22 protein-coding genes and 1 pseudogene are annotated in these 19695 nt (G+C 44.4%); 12 read left to right on the top strand and 11 right to left on the bottom strand.

Translation table 11 applies throughout. The annotated features are described in order from the left end of the window. Positions 1 to 125: 125 nt before the first annotated feature. Together PY793_RS14230 and PY793_RS13710 are read left to right on the top strand one after the other, a co-directional pair. Entirely contained in the window at positions 126 to 287 is a 162-nt protein-coding gene (locus PY793_RS14230) for a type ISP restriction/modification enzyme (RefSeq protein ID WP_408744715.1), read from the top strand. Further along, entirely contained in the window at positions 284 to 973 is a 690-nt protein-coding gene (locus PY793_RS13710; protein ID WP_275178552.1) for a type ISP restriction/modification enzyme, read from the top strand. The genes PY793_RS14230 and PY793_RS13710 overlap by 4 nt, the downstream gene beginning before the upstream one ends. 154 nt (positions 974 to 1127) lie before the next feature. On the opposite strand, the gene PY793_RS13705 is transcribed toward PY793_RS13710, so the two are convergent. Beyond that, positions 1128 to 1661 (bottom strand): RNA 2'-phosphotransferase, encoded by a 534-nt coding sequence (locus PY793_RS13705; RefSeq protein WP_275178551.1) that lies wholly within the window; start codon positions 1659 to 1661, stop codon positions 1128 to 1130. Further along, complete coding sequence (locus PY793_RS13700) at positions 1658 to 2182, bottom strand: tyrosine protein phosphatase (RefSeq protein ID WP_275178550.1); 525 nt, start codon at positions 2180 to 2182, stop codon at positions 1658 to 1660. The genes PY793_RS13705 and PY793_RS13700 overlap by 4 nt, the downstream gene beginning before the upstream one ends. A gap of 464 nt (positions 2183 to 2646) precedes the next feature. On the opposite strand from PY793_RS13700, the pseudogene PY793_RS14170 reads away from it, so the two are divergent. The 4 genes and pseudogenes from PY793_RS14170 to PY793_RS13685 form a co-directional block, all read left to right on the top strand. Further along, a pseudogene (locus PY793_RS14170) lies at positions 2647 to 2808 on the top strand (DUF6538 domain-containing protein); the annotation flags it as partial. Positions 2809 to 3036: 228 nt separating this feature from the next. Continuing rightward, complete coding sequence (locus PY793_RS13695; RefSeq protein WP_275178549.1) at positions 3037 to 4248, top strand: tyrosine-type recombinase/integrase; 1212 nt, start codon at positions 3037 to 3039, stop codon at positions 4246 to 4248. A 44-nt stretch (positions 4249 to 4292) separates the two neighbouring features. Continuing rightward, positions 4293 to 5453, top strand: coding sequence for a DUF3644 domain-containing protein (locus PY793_RS13690; protein WP_275178548.1), 1161 nt, complete (start codon positions 4293 to 4295; stop codon positions 5451 to 5453). 114 nt (positions 5454 to 5567) lie between these two features. Beyond that, positions 5568 to 6548, top strand: coding sequence for a DNA cytosine methyltransferase (locus tag PY793_RS13685; protein ID WP_275178547.1), 981 nt, complete (start codon positions 5568 to 5570; stop codon positions 6546 to 6548). A 48-nt stretch (positions 6549 to 6596) separates the two neighbouring features. Here PY793_RS13685 and PY793_RS13680 read toward each other — a convergent pair whose 3' ends face one another. Together PY793_RS13680 and PY793_RS13675 are read right to left on the bottom strand one after the other, a co-directional pair. After that, on the bottom strand, positions 6597 to 7250 hold the full coding sequence (locus PY793_RS13680) for an HNH endonuclease (protein ID WP_275178546.1): 654 nt from the start codon (positions 7248 to 7250) through the stop codon (positions 6597 to 6599). 190 nt (positions 7251 to 7440) lie between these two features. Next, positions 7441 to 8013, bottom strand: a complete 573-nt coding sequence (locus PY793_RS13675) for a recombinase family protein (RefSeq protein WP_212368034.1) — start codon at positions 8011 to 8013, stop codon at positions 7441 to 7443. Between the two features lie 211 nt (positions 8014 to 8224). On the opposite strand from PY793_RS13675, the gene PY793_RS13670 reads away from it, so the two are divergent. Then, entirely contained in the window at positions 8225 to 8971 is a 747-nt protein-coding gene (locus PY793_RS13670; protein ID WP_275178545.1) for a DUF4755 domain-containing protein, read from the top strand. 15 nt (positions 8972 to 8986) lie between these two features. Here the strand turns inward: PY793_RS13670 and PY793_RS13665 are convergent, their stop codons facing one another. After that, the gene (locus PY793_RS13665; protein WP_275178544.1) at positions 8987 to 9340 is read right to left on the bottom strand and encodes a hypothetical protein; all 354 of its coding nucleotides are present in this window, start codon (positions 9338 to 9340) and stop codon (positions 8987 to 8989) included. Positions 9341 to 9846: 506 nt separating this feature from the next. Between PY793_RS13665 and PY793_RS13660 the strand changes: the two genes are divergently transcribed. The 3 genes from PY793_RS13660 (at position 9847) to PY793_RS13650 (ending at position 13654) form a co-directional block, all read left to right on the top strand. Beyond that, positions 9847 to 11208 (top strand): hypothetical protein, encoded by a 1362-nt coding sequence (locus tag PY793_RS13660; RefSeq protein ID WP_275178543.1) that lies wholly within the window; start codon positions 9847 to 9849, stop codon positions 11206 to 11208. Positions 11209 to 11327: 119 nt separating this feature from the next. Then, positions 11328 to 11732, top strand: a complete 405-nt coding sequence (locus PY793_RS13655; protein ID WP_275178542.1) for a hypothetical protein — start codon at positions 11328 to 11330, stop codon at positions 11730 to 11732. An 800-nt stretch (positions 11733 to 12532) separates the two neighbouring features. After that, positions 12533 to 13654: a hypothetical protein gene (locus PY793_RS13650; protein ID WP_275178541.1), complete on the top strand. Its 1122-nt coding sequence runs from the start codon at positions 12533 to 12535 to the stop codon at positions 13652 to 13654. Positions 13655 to 13668: 14 nt separating this feature from the next. Here PY793_RS13650 and PY793_RS13645 read toward each other — a convergent pair whose 3' ends face one another. Beyond that, complete coding sequence (locus tag PY793_RS13645; protein ID WP_275178540.1) at positions 13669 to 14157, bottom strand: hypothetical protein; 489 nt, start codon at positions 14155 to 14157, stop codon at positions 13669 to 13671. A 217-nt stretch (positions 14158 to 14374) separates the two neighbouring features. Here PY793_RS13645 and PY793_RS13640 point away from each other — a divergent pair, with 217 nt between their 5' ends. Then, positions 14375 to 14806 (top strand): hypothetical protein, encoded by a 432-nt coding sequence (locus PY793_RS13640; protein ID WP_275178539.1) that lies wholly within the window; start codon positions 14375 to 14377, stop codon positions 14804 to 14806. Between the two features lie 38 nt (positions 14807 to 14844). On the opposite strand, the gene PY793_RS13635 is transcribed toward PY793_RS13640, so the two are convergent. Next, positions 14845 to 15465 (bottom strand): DUF3828 domain-containing protein, encoded by a 621-nt coding sequence (locus PY793_RS13635; protein WP_275178538.1) that lies wholly within the window; start codon positions 15463 to 15465, stop codon positions 14845 to 14847. 774 nt (positions 15466 to 16239) lie between these two features. Between PY793_RS13635 and PY793_RS13630 the strand changes: the two genes are divergently transcribed. Beyond that, positions 16240 to 16638, top strand: a complete 399-nt coding sequence (locus tag PY793_RS13630; protein ID WP_275178537.1) for a hypothetical protein — start codon at positions 16240 to 16242, stop codon at positions 16636 to 16638. Between the two features lie 66 nt (positions 16639 to 16704). On the opposite strand, the gene PY793_RS13625 is transcribed toward PY793_RS13630, so the two are convergent. From PY793_RS13625 to PY793_RS13610, 4 genes are all read right to left on the bottom strand, one after another. Continuing rightward, positions 16705 to 17468 (bottom strand): IS5 family transposase gene (locus PY793_RS13625; RefSeq protein WP_275178536.1). Its coding sequence is split into 2 segments (ribosomal slippage): positions 16705 to 17135 and positions 17135 to 17468, totalling 765 coding nucleotides; the frame shifts between segments, so codons are not numbered across the junction. Positions 17469 to 17771: 303 nt separating this feature from the next. Then, positions 17772 to 18206, bottom strand: coding sequence for a hypothetical protein (locus PY793_RS13620; RefSeq protein WP_275178535.1), 435 nt, complete (start codon positions 18204 to 18206; stop codon positions 17772 to 17774). Beyond that, entirely contained in the window at positions 18206 to 18949 is a 744-nt protein-coding gene (locus PY793_RS13615; protein WP_275178534.1) for a glycoside hydrolase family protein, read from the bottom strand. Before PY793_RS13615 ends, PY793_RS13620 begins: the two co-directional genes overlap by 1 nt. A 274-nt stretch (positions 18950 to 19223) precedes the next feature. Next, positions 19224 to 19376 (bottom strand): hypothetical protein, encoded by a 153-nt coding sequence (locus PY793_RS13610; protein WP_275178533.1) that lies wholly within the window; start codon positions 19374 to 19376, stop codon positions 19224 to 19226. Positions 19377 to 19695 lie beyond the last annotated feature (319 nt).

Genomic DNA, 19695 nt, shown 5'->3' with positions numbered 1-19695 from the left:
AGGACAGGACAGGACAGGACAGGACAGGACAGGACAGGACAGGACAGGACAGGACAGGACAGGACAGGACAGGACAGGACAGGACAGGACAGGACAGGACAGGACAGGACAATTATACTCGCCGGATAACAGAAGTACAAGAGAAGAATCTTGTAATTTGCATATCCGGTCCGGGGGAGGACCGACCATTCTCGACGATGATGATGTCCTCCAATCCAGACCTTCATCTTTTGCACGGCGGTCAATGTTTTCCGATGTTTCTCTACGAAACGGAGGACAGCCAATGACCACCTCTCAGGGCAGTCTATTTGAACAGACCCCTTCCCAACCACGTCTTGTGCGACGCGAAGCCATCACCGATGAAGGGCTGAAACACTTCCAGAATGCCTATCCTGATGAGACCATCAGCAAGCAAGACTTATTCTATTATGTCTACGGCATTCTCCACTCTCCTGAATATCGGGAACGATATGCTGACACCTTGCGGAAGGAACTCCCTCGCATACCCCGTGTGAAGACATATGAAGCTTTCAGGGCGTTCTCTGATGCCGGTCGCAGGCTTGGTGAGATGCATGTCAATTTCGACAGCCAACCCATCTATGAAGGCGTCAAGGTCGATTACGGCAAAGGACCGCTGACACCTGAAGCCTTCCGGGTTGAAAAGATGAAATACGGCAAGGGTAAAGACAAAAGCATCCTACATTATAATGACCGCATCACCGTCACAGGCATTCCTATGGAAGCCTATGACTACGTGGTAAATGGCAAATCTGCTCTGGACTGGGTTGTCGAACGCCAATGCGTGAAGACCGACAAAACCAGTGGTATCGTCAATGATGCCAATGACTGGGCTATTGAGACCATGGATAACCCACGTTACCCGCTGGAACTGTTCCTTCGGGTGCTGACTATCAGCCTTGAAACCATGAAAATCGTAAAGACCTTGCCAGCTCTGGACATTCTGGAAAGCTAGTTACGACTTTGAATTTATATTTCCGTCACTTGAAATTTACTCTCAACAGAACCAAAATTGCAGCTTTCACTCGACTCAAAAAATTCATACCTAATGATGATGGTGAATATCCAGATTAGCAATGAGGATATTCACCACATCAATAAAGAGTAAATTAAAATGACAGAAATTGCACAGGCACATGCGCCGTCAACCAGACATCATTATCTGCCTGATAAAATGCATACCCTTCATCCCACATCTGACACGCCAACACTTTCAGGACGACAGGCTTACCGTGTCGCGCTCCAACCATTGTTGCCGTGTCCACATCCGATGACAGGTGCACGAATTGCCGATTACCCGCATTCAATCCAGTAGAAAAAATAGAATCCAGATTTGAGCGTGCCGTTCCATGCCAGAGAGTTTCAGGAGGTGTTCCCGCAGGAAGATCAAGATTGATCGCTAATGAATGCCCTTGTGCAGCACGAATACGCTGACCGTCATGCGAAAGCGTAAACCTCTGCTTGTCATTCGACACCACCACCCGCTGCAATGCTTCTCTATTAAACTTTCTCCCTGTTTTTTGGGCGGCTTTAATCAAGTCCACCACAGAAACCCAGCCAGCAGGGTCAAGCGTTATACCAATACGCTCAGGTTCATGACGCAACACTAAAGAAAGCAGGCGCGCTATTTCATTGTCTTTCATCTGCCTGCACTTTCACATCCGGCGTGTGGGATAAGACTGTGGGTTGCTGAAAGAGAATACAAATTCTTATTTGCTTTTAAAAATTCTCTTTTTTGTTGTCGAAAATCTGCAACTGACGGTGTTTTTTCTGTCCATTCATCAAGTGCAGCAATGATAGCGCCATCTGTTTTCAGAACTGCATCTGCTAAACGCGCGGCACGCAGGTTCGGAACTGAATCAGGCTTGATTGAGAGCAAAACATCTAGCGCTAAATGAGCGTTACAAAGCTGATCTGTTAATATCGCGAGCGCAGCACCGCCCGACCGGCCAATACCATGAAAGCAATGAATAAGAATGCTATGATGAACATGCTTACGTCCAAAATCGATAATGGTATTCACGTCATCTTTTGTCGCTATCCCGTAGTCGTATTCATCATCGTCGATGTCTTCGAAGTGCATAATCAAATGGTCAGGAGCAGGTTTGACGTGAAAGCGCAGTTGATTCCGCTTTGCGCACGATGGGTCTTCAAGCGTTAACACAGCGTCGAAGCCCCTGCGTTTAATGCGTCGAGCACGGGACAAGTTTGTAACTGCAAGACAGTTTGACATCGTTAAAAAGTCGCACGAGGAAACTGCCTGACACAAGAGCAAAAACCGCACATCGCTGATGACTGGATGTGCTTGCGGCGCAGATGTCCAGCTCTAAGGCTGGGAGGGGCAAGTTCGCTCCGGCTCGCATCAGAGAGCACCCACAAACAAAGTGCGGGATAAGCCGCATGGCTTGCATGAAAAAATGTCGATTGTGATTGCCAGCAAAACTGCCATTTTTGCTGCCATCGATAACAAAGTACGCTGAAAAACCGGGATTCCAGCCCACTTATCAAGGTTCGAGTCCCGCAGTTCGCACCACTCATAACATATTGATTTAATTGACTTTTATGGCCTTTCCACAACCATAAAAGCCGAACCTTCTACAATCGGCTTCTACAAAATGAGCCGTCTGTATGTTGATTCGTATCCAATCCGGGTATCATTTCCGCAGAGCCGTTCCTTCACATATCCGTGATATTGTGGGCAAAAAGGAGCTATGGCTCTCCCTTGGCACTAACAAACGCGAGGTTGCCAAACCATATGCGTGTGCAGTTTTCGCAGAGACCGAAAGGCTGTTCCGTTCCGTAATGCACCTCAAGACAGAACTCAGCGAAGACGAAAACTTTATCAGGAATGAACTCCCTGAAGACGTGCAGGAACTCTTTGACCTGCTTATTCAGGACTACCAGCACAGGATTGCATCCTTACAGACGCAATATGACCATCAGAGACTCAGACATTCCATGGAAAGTCTGGAACAGGTGGAAAAGCTGGAGAAAGCCAGAAATCTGACTGGCAGAAGTGTGCATCTGCTGGAACGCACTGTCACAGACCTGAAAAAGACCAAAGCCAGCCTGCCAGCCCTGACGGATATTCAAAGCCAGATTAAGGACATGAAAGCCTTTCTGGCTCCGAAGGAAAAACCTTCTCCCCTCTTTTCAGAAGCGATTAAAATTTTCCTGGAAAGCAAGGACACCACAGTCAAATCCACTGTGGTCAAATCCTACGAACGCACCTTCAAACGCTTTCTGGAAGTTTGTGGGGATAAGCCTATGCGAGATTATACCGGGGCAGATGTCGGGCATTTCAAAGCCCTGATGGAACAGCTACCGGAAAGTTATGGCAAACAGCGTAACGACACCCGGACAGTTCAGGAATTTGTGGCAGATGCGAAGAAACGCAAGCTGGCTCGTATCTCCGGGAAATCAGTCAAAAACCATTTCACCAAGCTTTCGGGACTTTGGAAGCATTTCCTTCTGCGTGACCTTGTGGATCGCAATGTTTTCACAGGTGGCTGGCAGTTTGACACAAAGTCCAAAACCAATCGTGTGCGCTGGAGTGATAACGACTTAAAAGCCATTGCGGGTCAGCCCTGGCAGTTTGGCACCGTCAGCCACAAGACAGCGTCCATGATTGTGGGAATTGCCTCTTACACAGGGATGCGACTGGAAGAAATCTGTCGTTTAAGACCACAGGACATTCAGGAGATTCAAGGTATTCCCTGCATTCTGGTGCAGGACCACCCTGCCCTGAAAGGCAAACCCTGGACGGAATGGAGTGCGAAGACCGAAGCCGGAAGACGTGTTGTTCCCATCTGCACGACCTTACAGGAAGCCGGATTGCTTGACCTTGCACAAAGAGCGACAAACCAGAAGCGTCACTATCTGTTCCATGATCTGGACTTTAAAGGGCAGGACAAGAAGCGTTCTGCTCACTTCCAGAGAGACTTCAGCAAGTTCAAATCACGCCTTGGTATTGGCAGGAGCGTAGTGTTCCATTCGTTCCGGCATAACGTCTCTACCAAGCTCAGAAACATTCATGAGCATGGCGAGGGTGGCTTACGTGAATCCTGGATTGATGACTTTCTGGGACATGAAAGCCACGACAAGTCAGTCGGAAGCACTGTCTACTTTGATGATGTGGATATTGTGAACCTCAAGAGGGTTGCAGAAAGCGTAAAATATCCTGAGTTTTGGGATATAAGTTCTCTCTTTACATCCAAAATAAAATGCTAAGATTTTTGTATTTCATTGAACCTTAAACATTTTCGGAGGATCAAATGCGTGGAAAAACTGGAGGCTCCCTAACAACGGAAGAAAAGCCAATAGTTAAAGCTTTATTAAATCGTGGCATAACGGGACAAGATATTCAGAACACCATCAACATAGGCCGAAAAGCACCGGTTAATAGTGGTCGCATTTCAGCCGTTAAGACATCGACTATCACACCAGCTAGTGATGCAGAAGTTGAAGCTTACCTTTACAAAAAAAACTCATATGACCTGCAAACTGGTCTGAATATTGTAGATGATGAAAGAATTATAAAATCTCGTGAAGCAATGTTTCTCGCTGTTAATCTCTTCAACACTCCCCACCTAAAATTTAAAGCAGAAGGATTTTCAGTTTATGCAACTATCGCATGGACATATTTAGTTCATGAGTATTGCTCTCGCAACAACATACCCTTTGAAGACAAACACGGTCGCACTGCTACTCTTTGTGTATTAATTAAAAAACAGGAATTAAAACTATCTCCTGGAATCATAAAAAATTTAGAAGCTCTTAAAGAAATCCGAGACGCTGTTGAACATCGTATCACGGGTAACAGTGATGCCAATTGGTATTCTATTTTCCAAGCTTGCTGTCTGAATTATGACGCAACATTAGTTGCATGGTTTGGGACAAAAGTATCCCTTCAGAAGAATCTTTCTTTCGCATTGCAGTTTGCGAAACTATCAATTCCACAGATTGCATCAATACAAAACTTTAATGTTCCACCGCGTATTCTAGCGTTAGATGCTCGCTTAAACAAAGACTTACCTCTTGATCAGGAAGACATAGAATATCGCTTGAAGGTCATTTACACCTTAGACAAGGTTTCCAAAAGTGAAGCTAATGTACATTTTGTGAGCCCCTCATCTTCCGCAGGACAAGAAATCCATAACATTTTATTGCATGAACGTCTCGCAGATGACTTATACCCATTCAAAGCTAAGCCAGTCCAAGAAGCTGTTCAAAAGTCTGTAAAAATTATATTCAACATGAACTCTCATACACGTGCATGGAAAAAATATAAGATAAGACCCTTATCAAAAGATAAAAAACCTGAAAATACAAATAAGAAATACTGCGTTTACAATAAAGCCCACAAAGACTACACATACAATCAAAGCTGGATAAATTTTTTAATATCTGAAATAAATAAAGGAGAATTTTTTTAGACTTTCTATAGATATTCAAATCTAAATTATAAAAGACCTTCTATATTTTTCACTCGCCACTAGCACTTAATTTAGTTAGAATAGAACCAGAACAAAAAGCGTACGAGGATTTCCATGGCTATCACATCGCTTGAACTCTGTGCTGGAGCAGGAGGACAAGCCCTTGGTTTAGAAAGGGCTGGCATTGAGCACTCTGGTCTTATGGAAATTGATACAGATGCATGTGCTACTCTTCGCTTAAATCGTCCTAAATGGGCCATCCATAACGCTGACCTTACCACTTTCTCTGGCTCTCCATGGAAAGGAGTGGATTTGGTGACGGGAGGATTACCTTGCCCCCCATACTCCATTGCTGGGAAACAGCTAGGCCCTCAAGACGAACGAGACCTTTTTGGCCATGGTTTACGTGTCATTGATGAAACTCGTCCACGAGGCGTAATGATAGAAAACGTAAAAGGCATTCTATCTCCTCGTTTCGAAGAAGTTAGGACCGATCTCAGAAAGAAGCTACGAAAACTCGGTTATGATGTGCAATGGCGTCTCTTGAATGCATGTGACTTTGGAGTTCCTCAACTGCGCCCAAGAGTAATTTTTGTAGCTCTTCCAACTCAAGCAATGGACTTCTTTGAGTGGCCGACCCCCAACCCATCATCTGCTTCTACAGTAGGTGATAGCTTATTAGACTTAATGAGTGCGAATGGGTGGGAACACGCAGAAAAATGGGCCCAGCAATGTGACGATATTGCCCCAACACTGGTAGGAGGCTCTAAAAAGCACGGGGGACCAGACCTTGGACCAACACGCGCAAAACGCGCATGGGAAGCTTTGGGAGTGAACGCAAAATCTATTGCTGAAACTGCACCTGAACCTGGGTTTGTTGGTCATCCAAGATTAACAGTTCGTATGGCCGCTCGTTTGCAGGGTTTCCCTGATACGTGGGAAATTTATGGACGTAAAACAACTTCATATCGACAGGTAGCAAATGCTTTCCCTCCCCCTGTAGCCTGTGCAGTTGCGTCACAGATAAAAAAAGCGATTGAGGAAGCTGCAAAAATATCATTACCAAAAAAACGCTATAAAAAAACAACTATTTAAAGAGTATCAAGTGCATTGGCCTAAGAACCAATGCACTGTAAAGTAATTTTATTTACCATTATAATTTTTAATATATCTCCTTAATATGTTTTCTATTTTATCGCCAGTTTCTCTTTCTATATTTTCCACTCTACTGACATCATCCTCATCTAATGAAAATATAATTCTATTGTTTGTTTTTTCAGGAAAAGCCCAATAGCAAGAAACACAATCGACAGAACAACTCATACACTGTCTACGTTTAACTACATTACAGTTATGACAAAGGGCCTGCCAATTGCCAAGGTCATTGGTCCCTCCCCGCGTAAGAGGAATTTTATGGTCGGCTTGAAGCCCTCTTGTGCCTGGCAAAACATACTTTTTACATACAGCACATTCATAATTTGCTTTTGAAAAAACCTCTATTTTTTCTTTTTCTGATAAATAAGTTCTTACATTTCCTTCTTTAATTATATCTGAAATCAGCCTCCAAACAGGAAACCCATCCTTCATAGACGCTTCTAAATCACAACCTTTTTCATCACGTAACTCTCTCAAACGTCTGTCAAAATATTTTTGTCCTGTAACATCTAACAAATGTTTAGATTTTACCCAAGCTTTCGGGAAATTATTATCCAAGGGCTCTCCCCATAACTCCCTAAGCAAAATATTTTTAACTTTGCTTTTTTCTCCAACTTTTTTTAAATATTCTTCAATATCCATTATTAAAAAACTCCCAGATACAATGAAAACTGTATCAATGATATCAGGAAGCTATTCCGCTAACTAGGACCTATCATTAAGCTAGATTCAATATCTTCATCATAAAAATGGCGTATCAAAACCCCACGTTTCCGGGACATGGCAGAAAAGCTCTGGCTGTCATGTCTTGGTTTCATATCAGAACTGCGGTTTATGATACAGCCTGAACGGGGTTCATGGCTCTCCATGCTGTCATTCGTGAAGTATTCAGGATACGGGCTACCTCACTGACAGATTTCCCTTCCTCCCTGAGCCTCTGGGCGTGTGTTCTCTGATGTTTGGTCAGGGAACTCTTTCTCCCAAGATGCACACCATTGGCCCTGGCTGATTCCAGACCAGCTATACAGCGTTCCCTGATAATCTCCCTCTCAAACTCCGCAAAGCCAGCCAGAAGGGTCAGAAACAGCCTTCCCGATGGTTTGGCCGTATCAACCCCAAGATTGAGAATACGCACGCTTATGGCTTTTTCATGAAGCGTATCAATCAAAGACAGGACATCCACTGCATTACGGCCCAGCCTGTCCAGCTTCACCACTGTCAGCGTATCCCCTTTCCTCAGAGCCTTGAGCAGTCCTGAGAGCACAGGTCTCCGGTTCGCCAGCACACTTCCTGAAATTTTCTCTGTCCTGATTGTGCTCGAAGTCAGACCATAACGCACCAGTTCCTTGATTTGTGGGTCATTGGTCTGGTCGTCAGTTGATACGCGGGCATAGCCATAATCCATGTTATTTCTCCATCAATAATTACTCCATTGGTGATACAGATTTACGATACAGAAGTTTCATCAATAAAAATGCACTTATTCTACAATATCAGAAATATGTGTTTCTGGTATACTATATTGAAAGAATTTTTTACATGATGGAGACTTGCGTGACGTTTAACAGGCTCAGAAAGATGTGCTGTTCCCTGTCCTCTGACATGGAAGTTTTGTCATGATTATTATTGAAAAAATCTCGGATGGAATCAATATCAAACAGGCAACACCCAAGTATGAGGTTCTACTTTTATTTTTCAAAATACCTACCATATGTGCGTCATTTTTTACGTTTCTACTCGTTCTATTCGGCGGCAAAGAAAACACACTTGTAGGTATTATAGGCTTGTTTGTAATTATATATGTGATATGTTTGATTTGTTTCCCTCTATTCTGGGTATTAAAAACGGCATATTTAAAAATAATTGGAGTTAAAGCAGTAGACAAAAAATACATTCCAATATTAAATGAAGAATATTCAAATATAAAACAAAAAATTGATACTTATCAAAAGCCAATTATCTATGCTGATTATACTCATGCCATTCTTCAATGCCATGTTCATCGCGTAGGGTGGTCAAAAGTTATGGCTTACCCCAATTTCATTGCGTTCAATGGACGAGACTTCTTCATGACCGACAACATAGGCCGGATGATCAAGTTTAACTGGGATGACGTTCGCCAGTGGAGTCATGGTACACAAACAGGTGGAATGATATATGGTGGAAGCGCAACAGACCTTAGTATTGCACGTGCCAATGACGAACAGGCACTAGAAAATGCAAAGGTCAGTGGTTTCTTTGTGACCGTCAAGGATGTCAATCAACCAAAGTGGCAGTTCAAGACTTCAGATGAATCTCTCCAAAACAAATGGATGGAAATCTTCCGTCAGGTCAAAGACGGAACCCTGAAACTCCAGGCCTGAATGAATTCACATCAGTCAGACACTTCCCGTTTCCTGTCTGGCTGATGTTCCCTTTCTGACAGAGGATATGCACTTTCTGACCAGCATGGTGGCCTGCTTCTTCATGCGCTCAGGAGGTTCAATTCCCATACCCTGGAGACGTTCCAGCAAAGCCAGAACGGCAGAAGCATCCTCTGCACTGACAGCAGGTTTTCCATTGGAAGCCACCAAGGGTTTCCCTGCATTTCTGTCCTGTTTAATTTTTTCCAGAATAGCCAGTGTCAGCCACTCTCCGGCTTTCATGCCCTGCTTCTGGCTCTGTGTAATGACAGCTTGCCGGACATCAGCAGAAATCCCCCTGATGCCCCATGTTTTCGTAGTGTCTTCCATATGTTTCCTTCCCTGTTAAACAGCCCTGTCCAACCAGTATGACAGGAATACAGGCAAGGAAGACTGGACATTGCAAGGAATGGCTCAACAGCCAGTTTAACAAAGGATGTCCTGAAATCCGGACAAAAAAAGCCAGACTTGTGAGAATCTGGCTTCCATAACACAGATGGGGAACTACTCCATCCAAACTACTGTTTTTGTGTAAGTTTAGTATGCACAATTTTAGGTATTTTGTCAAATAAAAATACATATTTGTTAATAATATTGTTTGCATATAACTACAGTTTATATTTTACTTGCATAAATTAACATTTCATGCTTTAATAATGGAAAAAGCCAGATGCGAGAAACATCTGACTTTAACAAATGCGATGGAGACGAAACCACCGAGAGCAAAACAAGCACTGTTTTTATGAATTGATTATGTAGTATTTAAATGAATTAGTCAAGTAAAAAATGTAGTTCTCGTAATTTTTTCTTCATCCTGATTAAAGGAGAAAAATTTTATGGGATTAGCATTTAAAAAACCTGATGTAGCACTCGACAGATATCCATACGATTGGAGGATGAAAAGGTTCATGCCTTACAATGCCAATCTGTTTTTCATCATGGGTCAGAAATTAAAACAGCCTGATGCAAAAGGCAGAACATGGTGGGATAAACCTTACCATATCTCGGAATACGAAACCGTTTTTGACATGGCCCAGGATATTGAAGATTCCTATATCTCCATGAACTGGTTTTACAAATGCAGTCGCAGGGGCGAGTTTGTCGCGGTTTTTGACCATATCTGCATCGACCTTGATTGCTACAAATATGAAACCAACCCCACCATTCAATATCATGACCTTGGGGAGAATTATGAAATCCTGCTCAAGTTCTGCGATGACAACGACATTCCCCGTCCCTCCAATATCCTCAGTTCTGGCAGAGGGATTTATCTGCATTATACGTTTGAATGTCCTGTTCCAGCACGATGCAAGGGACGCTTTCAGGCCACCCACAGAGAACTGTTAAGAAAATTCATTCCATGGGGTGCAGATCAGGCCACCTATGATTTTTCGCGTGTCTTTCGTCTTCCTGGGAGTGTGAACTCTCAGCATCCAAGGCGTCATCGATGCGAGTTCCTTGATTACAGAGGGAAGTTCTATGACTTCTCGACCCTGTGCGACATGGTTCTTCCAAAGAAATACGAGGATTACAAAAAACAGAAGATAGCCAGACAGGAGAGGCGTGAAAAAGCCAGGGTTGAATATCTGGCTCGCAGGAAAACCAATGCGCTTGTTCCTGACGAACGTGAAGCCCAGGGTTTCAAGGGATGGGCCTCATGGGCCAAGAAAGGACTGTATGACCTGAAAACGCTTGGCTTCCTGCGTTACAGGGGACCTGTTCGCAAAGGGGAATGTGATATTTTCTGCCATGAAGCAGGTATCCTGCTGGCTCAGATATCCAATCCTGACAATCTTCCCTCCAATCTGGAACAATGGGCTGAAGGCGTGATTGATGAGGGATATATTGCCAAACATATGCACAACGCCATGCAGACCCTCTACAAGAAAGCCGGTCAGGACTATTCAGCCAAAAAGCGACACAAGGGCTACACGACTGGCACAAAGACCATCATTCAGAAATTAGGCATTACCCGCGAGGAAATGAAACATCTGAGCGTTCTCATTGACCATGAGGAAAGATTGCTCAGAAAACGCACAAAACGCCAGACTGAAGGACGTAAGGAAAGACCAACGAGTCAGGGACAGACCAGAGAAGCATGGCTTACGGAGAATAATCTGTCAGTTTCCAAACCATGGGAAGCCCTGAACATTTCCAGGGCAACCTATTACAGAATGAAAAAATCTAATATTTTATGATAATTTAATTCATAAATATCATGAATAAATTCTATTTCATATTTCCGTTTTTTTTGACTTGAAGAAAAGTTTTTTTCTTGTAAACATTTTCATCTTTATTATTTTTTGGATTTTTAATAATGCCACATATCGCAACAATTGACTCGAAAGAGGAACTTATTTTTCGAGTTCGCATGATACATTCTCTGCTAACTGAATATCCTGATATGGATTTTCTCAAAAAGCATGATATTTACCAATCAATTAGCCAAACTCAATTATGGATAGCTGTACCCTCTTGGGATGGATCTAGCTTTTGTGTAGCTCAAGCGAAACTGTCCACCCATCGCTTTCCCTTGGGAGGCTATCAAGATTTGCGTAACAACTGCGATGCCATTCCCGCAGACATCGGACGTATTGCACGTGAATTAGCCAAGCCAGTATATCTGCCTAAAACTCATCCTGCATGGAATGAAATTAATAACGTCACCCAAAAATTAGGAACTCATCCCCGTGCTGACGCTAATGCGATAGAGGTTATTTAAAAACGCTTTCTTGCCCTCATTAAATGAGGGCATATTTTTTATGAGACAGGTGGGGACGGATAACTATGGATTATGAAATCCACCCAACATTCTTTTTTTTCTTTTTTTCTTTTGGTTCTTTTCTTTTTCCATATCACTTTCAGATGAATCAGGCTCATTTTCTCTGTTTCTTGTGATTCACTCTGTCAGGTTCGTTCCATATCCCCCGTAAATCTCCATAATTGACCCGTGGAGACGATTTTTACCCTACAGGGGAAGATTAACCCTTCGTTCCTGTTCCATGTCTCTGTGTGGCTTATTTCGCGTTTTACCTGTTCCACCAGATTCATCTGGAAAACCTGTTTCTGGTTTCAAAGGTCACTACAGATTTTTTTGTTTTGTAGTGAACTTCCGGTTCCCTCCATAAATGAACCATAGAAGCATGGTTTTCCCGTAAAGGGTATAATCTTCCCTGAAAGTCTGTTTTGGCTTTCAACGTGGCTTATTTCTCGTTGAAACAGCATGTTTGATGCTTTCCCATCCGGGGTATTTCGTCTGTTTCTGATTTTTTCAACACATAGTCGCACAGGTTTCCTGTTGAACCTTGCTGTGTTTTTTCTCTTACCAGTCAACAGAAAACCCTGTTGACCATTTCATGCAAAACACACCACTGAAACAACAAACAAACCTGTTGATTATGTCCATTAATATTATAACTATTTGATATATTTATTTATATAAATACATATAAACATTGCATTTAATGTAAGTATAGTTTATAAATAACGTATATTTAAGGAGTTATTGAATGGAGTAATACTATGATAAATTACAGCACTGTCTTTTCCCTGTTATCTAAAGGCATCAGAATCCCGGATAATCGTTCCTGTCCCTTGGCTGGACGTTACCTGCGTTGTTTCTCTTCTGCGCGTGAAGTCGGATATAGTAGCAGTTTCTACATTCGTGATTTTGTCATGGTGAATGCCCCAAGAACGGCTGTTGCTGATAAACTGGTAGAGTTGGGACGTGACATTCTTTGGATGTTTCCTGAGTTCATAGAGGTTCCTGATACAGTTCAGGATAGAACTGCCTACAGACGCACAGTGCTGGAAAAACTGGTTGAACCTTACCTTCAGTCTTTCATCATCAAAAAAGGCATGGATTTTACCTATGACAGGATGCTGATGCCCGCATTGGGTGATTGTCGTAAATCATTTTCACAGGCTCAGAAATCCACTCTCAGAGCCATATGGGAAGGGTTGAAACCCGCAGAGATTTCCAACCTATGGTGGAACAATGATTTTTCCCGTTTCATGACCAGTCTGGAAACTGACAAGGCGTTGAAAGCCCTGCTGAGACAGATAGAAAGACCCGGAAAACTGGCTCAGTGTCCCATGTCAGAAAGGAAGAAAATTCACGCAAAAACGCATCTGGTGCTGAACGTGGAAACAACAGGTCAGGGACCCCATGACCAGGTGCTTCAGATTACGATTACAGACCATAAGGGGCAACTGGTGCTTAATCGTTTCTGCAAGCCTTCTGTGGCGATTGCAGAGGGAGCCAGCAACTACCATCACATGACCAAAGACGTGCTCCAGTATGGTGCAAGCATGGATAACAACAAGGTCTCCACATGGCCGGATATTTACCCTGAGATTGTCAGTCTGCTTGAAGGAAGAACCATCAGGGCTTTCAGGGTGGATTTTGACAGCTACATGATCAAAAGTAGCTGTAGAGCCTTTAATCTTGATACGGCCTGGATGGAAACCTGTCAGTGGGAAGACATGAAGCTGTTCCTGAACTCTGCTACCCGTATTGGCAGGGAGTTAGCCGGGGAACTGGTCACGGCGTATGAAAAAGCCACTGATGAACCGGGTCAGGTTATTCCCTTCCCGGCTCACCGTTGGCAACAGTTTGCAGGAGACACAGTTAGTCAAATCTGATGGACATCATGCAGTTACGACTGAACGCTAACCACTTTAGAGAATACGTCTTCTAAACCATTCATTTTTCGTATGATTTCATCGTCATTAATCGTAGGAGTTTCGAATAATGAATCTCTCCATTTCTGTCCTTTTTCACGCTTAACGGCCTTTGCAAAGGTTCCAAATTCTCCAAAAACGATATGCTCACATATTCTTGTGATCATACAAAGATTTTCATCATTACCACCAGAAAATTCTACAGCCCAAATTGGATAAAACTGACTTATCACTGCTTCATCTTCATTCGGTTTGATATGTATTTTTAATCTACCCTCGACGCCTTTTTGTCCTCCATTTACACCACCAGCTCCTACTCGATAGTACGGACTTATTGTTTTCTGTTTTACAATATAAATCCCATACCGAAATGGGGCTGGTAATTCGCCAAAATTAAAACATTGATTGACATGATTATTAATTTGTCCTGCATTATAGAAGAAAATTTTAGGTTTTATGGACATGCTTTATCCTCCAAAAATGAAAAATATACTGAAGTAAGCAATGAAATAATTCATCAATTATATCATGCCTGCTATGAAATTTTTATTATTATGGTAATAAAGTAATTTATTCAAAAATAAACATAATATTTTTATTTGTTGGAAATTATTATATAATTGTATTTGAAAGTCACGTTCATAAAATGTTGACCATTTATTTTTTAAGGAGATTTTAATCATGCAATTTCGATTATTAGAGAACAAAGGCACACCCAAATGGGAAATCAGTCGTTGGACATATAGCCCTGAAAAGAAACGAGCCATCAAGGAAACCCTTGGTTCTTTCCCCTGCTACTATTCCTTGGTTTCCCGTGACATTCTGGATAAATGCACCACGCAGGAAAAGGCTGAGGTGATGGAATGGTGGCGTGTCACCAGTGAAGCCGTGAACAGGGAACGTGTCAGAAGTCAGGTCACAAAGCTTCCTGTTATCTTCAAAGACCTTGAAACCCTGCTGGATGTTATCCAGGACAATCCTGAAGACCTGGCCGAACTCAAAAACCATGCCTATGCGTTGAAAGATGCTGTCAGCAAGGTTGTTCGCAGGAAGTCACGCCAACAGAAAAATCAGGAAGCAGTCAGTAAGCATTTTCTTGACCGAAAATTATGATGAAATTTTTAAAATGACCCACATTCTTAATCAATTACTTATTTACTCTTACAATCAGGTAGGTCAGTATCAAGAGATGGGTCTACTTGGTAAATCTTCCAGTCATTCCCCTCACGTTGTAATCTGACACATACAGCTTGCGATTCACCAACCTCTTGCGGAACGCTCATGAAAAGCCGAACAACAGAGTTATTCCGGCTTTTCTCTATCTCTGTGGTCTTCATACCGGAAATCCATTCCACACTAAAATCCTGCGTATGTGTGAAATAATCCCTATCCCCAGCCAAATCACCGTAAACTCCAGCTTTATAAGCATGAATTATTTTTTTATATAGCTGACTTGTAACATAATTTTTTATATCCATGTTACAGAACAAACCATCCAATTCAAGGTTTGGTTTTTCCATAAACGGCTGAGCGCATGCAGTCATGTATTTTTGATAAAATTCCAGAACCTCCTGTGCTGGTTTTCCACTTTGGGCATATGCCCAGAGTGGAAAAAGAGTAAAAATACAGAGTGATAATATTTTATATCCGTTTCGGATACCGATAAATTTTATAGATTGGTTTCGCATTGCGATATACTGGTCCAGGATATAAGCTGTTCTGTTTAAAATCTGATATCCAATTACTACCATCGAACATACACATATGTCCATCTGGGTGCCCTGTGATAGGTTGGATAACGGCAACATCTCCTGCTTGGAATGGCCCCTTTGATGAAACCTCACAAAACCCCGCTTTTGTGAGAGACGATCCATAATCTTTCGCATGCAACGTGTTTATCAGACGAATGCCTCCCGCGTCGACGGCTCTACGAGTGTATTGTGCACATTGCCCGTGGCTTGTTGGTTTGGCGTTCGTCCGAAGGTGCTGGATTGCCCTATTGACATCCCACGGCATATTTTTCTCCATGATTGATTTTTTGAGGAAATCTGTTGATGGATCATCAAACAACAAAAACCCGTCAGGAATTATTCTGACGGGTGACATGAAAATGGCACACAATACGTTCTGGTAATTGCGTTTCTGTCTCTGAGGATCAAAGACCTGATATAATCAGGTTATCACTGGATACAACGAAACCAATGTAACTTACACAAAGCATTCACCGCGCTCACTGTCAAGCCATAACATCTAGCATAGTCAACAGGGTTTTATGTTGACTATTTCACTATTTTTATAAAATCACATCAACACAAAATTATGTTTAAGTTTTCAGGTATGTAACACATTTTATGTAAAGCACCTGCATTATACCTATAAAATACCTTTTCTTCTTATTGTCTGTTTTCTCATCTTGTTTGCCATCTCCTTTGTTATCTTTTGAATATAGCCAGGCATACCAGTATCCGCTTTGCGTCTACTGGTAACTGGCAAGGGGGAAAATGCTTTTCCCCCGTTGACCCCCATTTAAGCAGGAGACCCATTTCATGAGTGAAAAAAGAAAACTGAAAAAATCGTTACTGGTTCGTCTGGATGATGAGCAATATGCGTGCATCATAAACCATGCCAGACAACGTGACATCACAGCCAACAGTCTGGTCCGTGAGTGTCTGGCTGGTGCTCTTTCTCCCTCTGATACATATCAGAAGGTCAAGCCAGTCAAAGCCTATAGTCCACGCACACCTCCCAAGCCGGAATACATCAAGGAGCTTTACAGGCTCAGGGAAAGCACGGCTGAACTGTGTGGGGCACTGGTGCAATACGCCATCAAATCACGTCAGGAGGGTCATGTCATGGCTCATGCTGAAGCAGAATCCCTTATCCCTGATGTGCGTGAAGCCGTGCGTAATCTGGACAGGCTCCGCAAGAAGCTTGAAGGAAAATAATGATTAGCGGGGCTACACGTGGCAAGGGTGGCTCAGGACTATGGCGTCACCTTCTAGGCTCAGGACTCATTCTTTGAGGTAGAAGATGAAGCTAGCTGCGATGTGGATTGCGGACATGAATGTATGAGCGCAGCGGTCGTATCGTGTTGCCACCCGTCGCCAGTCTTTCAGCTTTGCGAACATGTTTTCGATCAGATGGCGCTTTGTATACAGATGCCAATTGTAAGGTGGTTTTGATTTCCTGTTCTTCTTTGGTGGAATACAGGCGGTGATGTTCCGGTCTGCGAGAGACTGTCTGATTTTATTGCTGTCGTATCCTCGATCACCGATGACTTCCTCTGTCTCATCGGGGAGGTCTGCCAGAAGCACGTCTGCGCCTCTGAAGTCGCTGACCTGTCCAGCTGTCAGATGAAGGCGGACAGGTCGGCCCTGATCATCGCACATGGCATGAAGTTTTGAGTTCAGGCCACCTTTTGTGCGTCCAATATGGCGGGGAAAAGTCCCTTTTTGAGCAGGGACGCCGATGTCCGGTGTGCCTTGAGGTGTGTTGCATCGATCATCAGACGCTTCGAACGGCCAGCCTGTTCTGTCAGGGCGACAAAAATCCTGTCAAAAACACCAAGGCGGCTCCACCGGATAAAGCGGTTATATAAAGTCTTGTACGGACCATACGCTTTCGGGGCGTCTTTCCACTGAAGACCGTTACGGATGACATAAACGATCCCACTCAGAACACGCCGGTCATCGACGCGTGGTACTCCGTGCGTCAGAGGAAAAAACGGCTCAATCCGTTTCATCTGGCGCTCAGACAGCATAAACACATCACTCACAGGCCCACCCTCCATCGGTAAGCCTGTGAATCACAACATCTCGCTCAGTTCAATAAATTAATAGGTCCTGAGCCTAGCATATGACGTAAACGGCAGCTTTGGGGGGGGAAGCAGAATGTCGGCTTTAGGAGATAATACGCTGTCTGGAGAATTTCCACTGAACTCTGGTTCAGCAGAAAGACTCTGTTTCATTATTTTTTACAAGCTTCTCCACTCATTCAGATGATCCCATCTGAATGGGCTCTGCTTTGGCAGACCCGCCGAGCGTGATGTTGTCGGCGGGATCGCCCGACGCAAAGATCATCACCTGCGATGGTGCTGTTTCGATTGGCACGATGGGAGGTAGACACCCGCCGTATCTTCAAAACGATCTGGACGTGCTGTAAGAGGCATCGATACAACATCATCGCTCCGATGGTCAGTATAGACGAACGTCAAATAGTAAGAATGAGCCTCGATCCGAGGGTCACCATTAAACATTTTGTCCCATTCCAGCAGGTCACGCCGCAGCGGTGATCCAACGCCGCCGCTGCGGGTCCAGACCGCCGACACACAGGTCGAAACACGTTCGACGCGCACGATCAACCGCCCATTGAGAAACGCCTTTCCATCAAGCTCGTCGTTGAACCTCGTATTGAGATTGTAGGTCAGTTCCTCCAAAGACTCCGGTCTGGCATCCGCGTGTGCGGTGCCGCCGATGCAGATGGCGCAAATCAGGCTTAGGATAGCGCGGATCATCAATATCGTCCTTCCAGCAGAAGCATGGCCTCGTCGTGCCGTCTCTTGACCAGGCCACGCAAGACCTTGCCTTTCGAGCGCACCTGCTCCTCAATGATCCTCACGGCCTTGCGTTTATCGCCACTGTTGATCGCAGCACGGACGCCCGGCCAACCTCTTCCTGGATTATAGACGAACGACACGAGGGCGTCGAACTCGTTTTGTGTCAAATGGACATGGGAGCCCCGGCGAACGATCGCCTCATAGCTGGGGAGATTGACCTGTAGAAGACGTCTCTGCTGATCGTCCGTCAGATTGACGAGATTTTTATTATCATGGGCGAACTTCTTGGCCGCCTCGCCACGCAGGCCGGCCCCCGCCGCCACGCGAGACACCAGACTAGAGTTGATGCCGATATCCAGCAATTTTTGCTCAATCTCCGCCCGGGAACGATCGCGCATGTCATAGCCAGGCCCGAGTGTTACCCCGGACGCCCCACCCGGCCAGTGCAGACGGTTGCTGACGCCCTTTTGCTCCTCATGGCGTTCAATAAACCCGCTTCCTTGAAGCGACGTCTTAGTCCCGCTGGAAGCACGTTTCTGCTGATCGTCCGTCAGAATGACGAGGTTTCTGTTATTCTGGGCGAACCTCCTAGCCGCTTCGCCACGCAGGCCGACCCCTGCTGCCACGCGAGACACCAGACTAGAGTCGATGCCGATATGCCTCAATTTCTGCTCAATCTCCGCCCAGGAACGATCGCGCATGTCATAGTCAGGCCCAAGCGTTACCCCGGACGTCCCACCCGGCCAGTGCAGACGGTTGCTTCTGCCCCTTATCCCTTCTTGGCGTTCGATGAAGCCGCGCCCATAAACCGACGTCCTGATCACGTTGAGGGCACGTAACAATTCTGACGATGACGGGGTTTGGGACGGATTATAGGGACGGTTTGATCCAGACATGTTTCCTCATTTCCTGTGGTTTGATGCCACAGATAAGCTAAAAAAATAATCAGTATGTCGTCCTAGAGAAACGCGTGGCCTAGGCCATTTCCGCAGCCCAGAAACTGATCGAAGTCAGACCTGTGGCCCGGGTAAGGGTTTTCTGGGGTGACAGATAGCGCCTGACGGCGCTGACGAGTTGGTGTTCGCTTATGACACATGTCAGGGCGGGGTTCTGGTTAGTATTCGACATGACGTGTCCTGAAATGCAGGCACAAAAAAAGCCCACCGGGTTAGGGCGGGCTTTGCGTGTCGCGTGGGGGCCTCGCTACAGATCAGTGTAGCAACATTATTCGAACTCTATTTAATATGTAGCAAAAACCGCGCGCGGATACCAGATGGAAAATAGGCTGGTGGGACTTCATCAATATCCGGTTTCGTGAAATTTTTAGCCACCCGCAAATGTCCGGCATGAGGCGACTGCGGCCACTGCACTTTCACATCTCCCTCTTATTTACCCCTCTTTTTTCATGCGTGGTCTGCTTTTGCTTTCCCAACAATGTCATAGCCAG

Origin of the sequence: Acetobacter fabarum, assembly GCF_029069195.1 — a bacterium.
Classification (GTDB): domain Bacteria; phylum Pseudomonadota; class Alphaproteobacteria; order Acetobacterales; family Acetobacteraceae; genus Acetobacter; species Acetobacter fabarum_A.
Note: the sequence above shows the minus strand (reverse complement) of the source record. Positions and strands in the feature narration are given on the sequence as shown.